5 protein-coding genes are annotated in these 7,272 nt (G+C 46.9%); all 5 read right to left on the reverse strand.

Annotation, left to right across the window (positions count from 1 at the left end; all coding sequences use genetic code 11):
• Positions 1–5: 5 nt before the first annotated feature.
• Complete coding sequence (locus tag ACO0K1_RS17235) at positions 6–848, reverse strand: MinD/ParA family ATP-binding protein (RefSeq protein WP_423027952.1); 843 nt, start codon at positions 846–848, stop codon at positions 6–8.
• Complete coding sequence (flhF, locus tag ACO0K1_RS17240) at positions 841–2,142, reverse strand: flagellar biosynthesis protein FlhF (RefSeq protein ID WP_423027954.1); 1,302 nt, start codon at positions 2,140–2,142, stop codon at positions 841–843. The genes ACO0K1_RS17235 and flhF overlap by 8 nt, the downstream gene beginning before the upstream one ends.
• A complete protein-coding gene (gene flhA, locus ACO0K1_RS17245; RefSeq protein ID WP_423027956.1) occupies positions 2,139–4,226 on the reverse strand; it encodes a flagellar biosynthesis protein FlhA in 2,088 nt (695 codons plus the stop codon). The genes flhF and flhA overlap by 4 nt, the downstream gene beginning before the upstream one ends.
• The gene (flhB, locus tag ACO0K1_RS17250) at positions 4,223–5,374 is read right to left on the reverse strand and encodes a flagellar biosynthesis protein FlhB (RefSeq protein ID WP_423027958.1); all 1,152 of its coding nucleotides are present in this window, start codon (positions 5,372–5,374) and stop codon (positions 4,223–4,225) included. Before flhB ends, flhA begins: the two co-directional genes overlap by 4 nt.
• Positions 5,375–5,653: 279 nt before the next feature.
• Complete coding sequence (locus ACO0K1_RS17255) at positions 5,654–6,532, reverse strand: alpha/beta fold hydrolase (RefSeq protein WP_423027960.1); 879 nt, start codon at positions 6,530–6,532, stop codon at positions 5,654–5,656.
• Between the last annotated feature and the right edge of the window lie 740 nt (positions 6,533–7,272).

A 7,272-nucleotide genomic window follows, 5' to 3' on the forward strand; every position in this document is an offset into this window, starting at 1 on the left:
GTAAATTAAATTCCGAGACCGACACCAAGCTCAGGCACACCCTCAAAAGACATAACAGAACGCGCAGAATGAACGAGTTGCGTCGCCAAACGAGAAAAAGCTACTGAAGCACGTGCTTTTGGAAAAGCATCAATCACCGATTGCCCCAAACAAGCGGCCTTTCTGACATGATCATCTTCCGGTACATATCCAATATAGTTCAAAGGTACGGCAAGATAGCGACTGGCAGCTTGCGCCATGTTCGTATAGATCAAAGTTGCCTCCCTCTCGGATACCCCAGAAACCAAAATACTAAATGAACGTCGACCTAATCTGCTACTCAGGCGCTTAATCAAGCCGTAAGCATTTTTTATTGCTGCCGGGTCTGAAGACACCTGAATCACAAGCTCGCTATGATCTAGCGCCGCAAGTGGAAAAGCGTCGTATTCGTCGACATTGACATCAACGACCACTAGATCGGCGCGCTGAGCAACCACATCAAAAACCTTTGCGAGTTGCCGCGAGGTTTCGGCCGACAGTCCGGACAACATGCTTGACTCGCGCGACAATACAGCCACAGACAAGCCAGCAGCCACTATTTTAATGGCCTCCTGCATTGTACGCTGTTGTCTTGCGACATCCAATAAGCTCATATCATTTTGCGCATTTAACCATGCTCCAACGCTATTGAGCCTAGATCGGGCATCCAATATCGTAATTTGTTGCCCCTGGCGCGCCAAAGAAACTCCCAAGTTAACGAGCATCGCACTTTTTTCCTCATCTTTAAGTGCAGACAAAAATGTAAATACTCGTGGCTTAGGAGTCGCCAACATCCGCCGCAAGCCCTCTGCCTGGTCGATATTAGCCAAAGGACACCTCTCTGGAAGTAGATGAATTACCACTACCAGAAGCCACCGCGGCTGACATCAACAAAGGCAACTCTTCATCAAGGTATTTAAATGCTGCGGTTTCTCGTTTGAGTTTGAAAGCGCGATCAATCAAGTATTCTTTATTAGCGACATGCAAATCCTCCGGAACACGCTGACCACTAGCAATGTAATATAGAGTGAGCTTTTGGCGTATCGCTATATCTAGCGCCCCACCAATCGTCGCCGCTTCATCAAGCTTCGTCAAAATACAGCCCGCCAAACCGCTTCCCTGATAGGCGCGCACAACTTCGCTCAAGGTCTCTCCTGTTGACGTCGCATTCAGGCATAACAAGCGCTTAACTTCCGAATTTGCCCCCGAAAGCATGGCCACCTGCTCCGTCACCATTTTATCGCGCTGACTCACGCCCACAGTATCAATCAAAACAGTATGTTTATTCTTGAGCTCAGACAAAGCAATTCGCAAATCGCTTTCATCTTTAACCGCGTGTACCATCACGCCAAGAATTTTGCCATAAATACGCAACTGCTCATACCCGCCAATACGGTAGCCATCCGTAGTGATCAACGCCAATTTGGACGGACCGTGACGCATGACGCAGCGCGCCGCTAATTTCGCGGTTGTCGTCGTTTTACCTACACCTGTAGGCCCAACTAAAGCGTAAACACCGCCCTTTTCTAAAATTTCACTCTCATTATCAATCGCCGATAAATTACGAGCAAGGATCGTTTTAATCCATTCTATGCCGCTCTGCACTGTTTCGTTTTCGGGCATTTTGGCAATCATAAACCGCGACAAACTCGCACTCAAACCGGTCGCCAGCATTTCCCGCAATACTTCAGCCTTATGCGGTTGGCGTTGTTGTGTATTTGTCCACGACAACTCTGCTAGTTGCGATTCTAGCATGCTACGCATCGAGCGAATTTCACTCATTACGTCAGACATTTCGTTTGCGCTAATGATAGGAGAAATGGCTTTTGGCGACTCAAATCCCGCAGACTCACGACCTTGATATGACTGAGAAGAAAACGGCTTTGATTCAGACCGAAATGGCGGTGTAATTCGTGGCACTTCTGGAATCTCAGTTGCAGATCCCCTGCCCGATGACGAAGACAATGGCGAAATGGCATTCGCAACCTCACCCTCCATGGCCAGAATTTCGACTTTTCCGTCTACGTTACGGTTAGACAAAATTACTGCATCGGCGCCAAGCGCCTCTCTCAGCATGCGTAGCGCTTCTCGCGACGTATTGGCAGTAAATTTTCTAACGTTCATGATTGACCTCCCACAAGACTAGTAACTTTAATCGTTTTTGTTTCTGGTAATTCTGCATGCGACAACACTTTCAACTGAGGCAACGTACGGCGTAAGAATCGGGATAACAATGCACGTAACGGCGCCGGTACCAACAACACTGGAGTAATCCCCATTTGCTCTTGATGCTTCGCCGCGATCTCAGCCTGACTGGACAAAGTATCGGCCAGACCTGGTTCAATGCCTGAACCATCCGCACCGCCAGTATTCAATGCCTGCATCAACAAGCGTTCAAGGCGACTATCCAAGGTCATCACAGTCAATTCATTCGTTGCCGGGAAAATCTGCTGCACAATCGCGCGTCCCAGCACAACCCGCACGTAGGCAGTCAGCTCATTAGCGTCTTGGGTATGAATTGCGTGCTCAGATAGTGTTTCAATAATTGAGCGCATATCGCGGATATGAACTCCTTCGACCAACAAATTTTGCAATACTTTTTGCAGAGTCGACAATGGCAACAACTTAGGAATTAAGTCCTCCACCATTTTCGGCATCTCTTTAGCTAAGTGATCAAGCAATGCCTGAACCTCCTGGCGACCTAACAACTCAGCGGCATGGCTTGTAATGACGTGATTCAGGTGTGTCGCTATCACGGTACTAGCATCGACGACGGTATACCCCATGGTCTGTGCGTGCTCTTTCATACTTGCATCGATCCACACAGCTGGCAAACCAAAAGCAGGGTCTGTCGTTGCAGGGCCAGGCAAAGGACCGGCTACCATCCCGGGATTAATCGCTAAAAACTGCCCATTCATCGCCTCGCCTACACCCACTTCAACACCTTTGAGTGCAATTTTGTAGGCTGACGGTTTCAATTCGAGGTTGTCCCGAATATGCACTGGCGGCGACAAAAATCCAACTTCTTGTGCAAATTTCTTACGAATGCCCTTGATACGGCGCAGCAACTCGCCACCCTGTGCTTTATCTACCAGCGGTATCAAGCGATAGCCAACTTCAAGTCCGAGTGTATCGACTGGCAACACATCCTGCCAGGTTGCCTCTTCCATTTCGCTGGTTGGCGCCACTGGCGCTTCTGTGACGGCGGGTGCTTCAGCAGCCTGCTCTTTACGTTTGCGAACAAGGTAACCAGAACCGCCAAGTATTGCCGCTAACATCACAAATGCGATATGCGGCATGCCTGGAATAATGCCCATGCCACCAACAATCGCCGCGGTAATAAACATCACTTGTGGCTTAGCAAATAACTGACCAATCAACTGACCGCTGATATCTTGATCACTTGCCACACGCGATACCACGACACCCGCCGCAGTTGAGATAATCAGCGATGGAATCTGTGCCACCAAGCCATCGCCAATTGCTAATAGCGTATAGTTTTTCAACGCATCAGCAAAATCGAGATCATGTTGTACCATGCCTACGACCAAACCACCGACGATGTTAATGACCGTGACCATAATGCCAGCGACTGCATCACCACGAACGTATTTACTCGCACCATCCATCGCGCCGTAAAACTCCGCTTCCTGAGCGACCTCCGTACGACGACGACGCGCCTCTTGCTCAGCAATTAAACCCGCGTTCAAATCGGCATCAATCGCCATTTGCTTACCAGGCATCGCATCCAATGCAAAGCGAGCTCCCACTTCAGCAATACGACCTGCACCCTTGGTCACAACCGTAAAATTAATAATGGTCAAAATAACGAATACGACGATACCAACCGCATAGTTGCCGCCAATCAAAAAGTGACCGAAGGCTTCGATCACTTTACCTGCAGCGTCCGGACCAGTATGTCCTTCGGTCAACACGACGCGCGTTGATGCCACATTCAATGACAAACGTAACATCGTACTCACTAACAATACCGTTGGAAAAACCATAAAGTCCAAAGGTTTGACGGTATATAAACTCGTCAATAAAACAATAATAGCGATCGCAATATTGAAACTAAAAAAGATGTCCAAGGCAAATGCCGGCAAAGGCAAAATCATCATCGAAAGCATCAAGATGATCAGCAGTGGCGCGGCCAATGCGCGACCGTTGAGTCCGTTTAGCCACAGTGGTAATTTCAGGCTATTCATTCAATGACTCCTAATTGATTATTTGGATCTAATTCTTCTGGCACATTCAATTCGCGAGGTTCCTCAGGTCGGTTACCACCATCGCGGCGATATGTGCGCAGCTGATAGACGTACGCCAAAACTTCGGCAACAGCGCCATACAAAGCCTCTGGAATCTCATCACCCAAATCAGTGTGTTTGTATAGGGCACGAGCCAAAGGAGGTGCTTCTAACAGAGGCACATTATTTTCTTTTGCCAACTCGCGAATTTTGGCTGCCACCTCATCCGCCCCTTTTGCAACGACTTTAGGTGCACCATTGCCACCTTGGGTATATTTCAATGCCACAGCAAAGTGGGTTGGGTTGGTTACAACCACATCAGCATTCGGAATCTCCGCCATCATTCGCCGGCGTGCCATTTCCCTTTGCTGCTGGCGAATTTTTGCTTTAATTTGCGGATTACCATTGGCCTCTTTCGACTCTTGAATAACTTCCTGACGAGTCATTTTTAACTTGTTTGCGTATTGCCACATTTGATAAGGTGCATCAATTGCCGCAATTGCCACCAAAGCACCCACAATCGAGATAAAACAGACCAACAGCATGTGGCCAACGTGCGGAATGCTATTCGCGACATCTTCCATCGGCAAACTAAAAATGGCTTCCTTTTGTCTTGAAATGACAGCCCATGCGACACTTCCAACCAAAATGGTTTTAGCAATGGCTTTCACTAACTCAACCAATGCGCGCACCGACAGCATGTTCCCCAATCCGGAGATAGGATTAAGTCGTCCAAAATTCGGTTGCAACGATTTCGCGCTAAAAAGCCATCCGCCAATTAATACCGGGGAACCAAGTGCAACGACGATAAAAACACCCGCCAGTGGCGCAAACGCCATTAATACGCCAAGTAAATTAGAGCCCAGCTGCGTAATTAATAAATTGAAATCAAATGCGACATTGCGTTCAAGACTCAAACCAGCGATCAATGTTTGCTGCAATTGATGAATCAGACCGCCACCCATCGCCCAAAACGCACCGCCAGCAGCGAACAAAATCGCACAGGTGGAAAGCTCCCGAGAGCGCGGAACATCACCCTCTTCGCGCGCCTGCTCAAGGCGCTTCGACGAGGCCGGTTCGGTTTTTTCGAGATCGCTTTCTTCGGCCATCGCCGACTCCTGTCATTTCCATAAAGCAACAATTGCTTTACTTACGCAAATTCACAGGTGTAATTATTGAATATCCGGAAGGACTTAGATGCGATGAATAAGGGAGTAAATACCCTTTTGTTTAATTTCCTCGCAAAATAAAGGAAGGAGACCAGCTTACTTCGGTGGACGACTTTAACGCGCCCTCATTCATGTTTAGCAAGCGCCACATCATCGAAATAAGCCATTTTTTTTGATGAAGCAAACGCCACCAGCGATAGATCGCCAAGATCGATCGCTCTAAATAGTCTCGATTGCGCTATAAAGTAGCGGCCACACCGCCTCATGGGAGCGGCGAAACCAGCTGATATGGCCTAATTTTTTTAAGCCGAATTGGTTTGGATTAATTCTATGAACCTGTTTTACGGCGTGAGGGAAAGTCGACATCAGATCATCCACCGTCACTGCATTTGCAATGTCATCATCTTCCGCATAAAAAACAACGTAAGGTAGACGTACATTTTGATGATAATCGGTATCAGGCATGCTCTGGGTTGCATTTGTCGCATAACCTCCAGCTGCGCACCACTCACCCCATTGCCGCGCAACGCCTGCTGGAAGATCTTCGCCTAAGCCGATCATTGCCGTAGGCTCATACCCCAACAATTTTATTCCAAGAGGAACAAAAAAGAGTAACCCCCACATTGCCTTTATTCTGAAAGCCAGACGCATACCAGAAAACCATCCGGTGGACACCGCCACGCCAACCACACCGGCAATTTTTTCATGATTGGACATTAAGCCCATCATCTGGCCACCAGCACTGTGTCCTAGCAAGACCACCTTCTCATGCCCCGTGCGTGCAAGCAACCAATCTAACGCAGCAACTTGATCTTTCTGGCCCCAATCGACTAACGTCGCCTTACAAGTTCGCAAATCACCTCGAAGAGATAATCCAATGCCACGATAATCGAAGACCAACACATCGCGCCCGTGCGCCGCTAACCACGCCGCAAAACGAAAATAAAAATGCTGCTTTACGCCAGTGGCCGGACAAATCAATACTGGCAAACCAGTTGCCGGGGCTTTCGAAGAAAAAAAATGACCTGCGAGCAGTTCGCCATCACTGCACTTAATTTCAACATACAGAAAATTTTGAGAAACATCAGCATTCATCATCGCGCTACAAAGTTGGTAGATTGAACAAATCAATCGAAAATGTAAGGTTCGATAATACCCCAACAATCAACATTTATCTTCGAGTCGATTACCTATTGTGTCGTCAGTATTAACAGCAATCAGCAGATTTAATGTAGACAAAATAATCCCAATTTCCTGGCAAGCTTACATCTACTGATTTGTTTATACACCAACTTTTGTGAAGATTTTCTGCAAACTCAAAACAGATGGCATCCCGTTAGATCATTTTGATGGTCAATGTTTGATCTCGGATGTTGATGGGGCGAGAATGAATAACAAACTTAAAATCAAATTTCGCTTTAGCGCATGTTGATCGAAAAAAAGAATCTGACACGCAAAACACATTAAATTTTGGCGCAATTTTCAAGTGACTGTTTAACCATTTTTTCGTCATTTTTTCGTCATTTTTTTTCATTAATCACGAGCAATTTCAATCGATTGTTACCCTATTTTATAGACTGCAAAAAGAAAACTTTCCGCAAGGAATTTATTCTACTTCTCACACGTTGTTTTTCGCGTTAAACAGGTGAACAAAGGTTAAAAACCGACACAAAATTTTTGAGCTATTTACAATCAACCCGTAAGTATTAAGTAAGGCGAATTCTAGGATGAAGTGCAATTTATGAACGGTACCGGTTAATGAGGGCAAGATGCGATAGCATTTGTGCCTTTTTGACCGGCCAGTCGAAATTGCATAATGAACTACACACATCTCACCC

It is taken from the genome of Undibacterium sp. SXout20W (genome assembly GCF_049340285.1).
Lineage (GTDB): Bacteria > Pseudomonadota > Gammaproteobacteria > Burkholderiales > Burkholderiaceae_D > Undibacterium.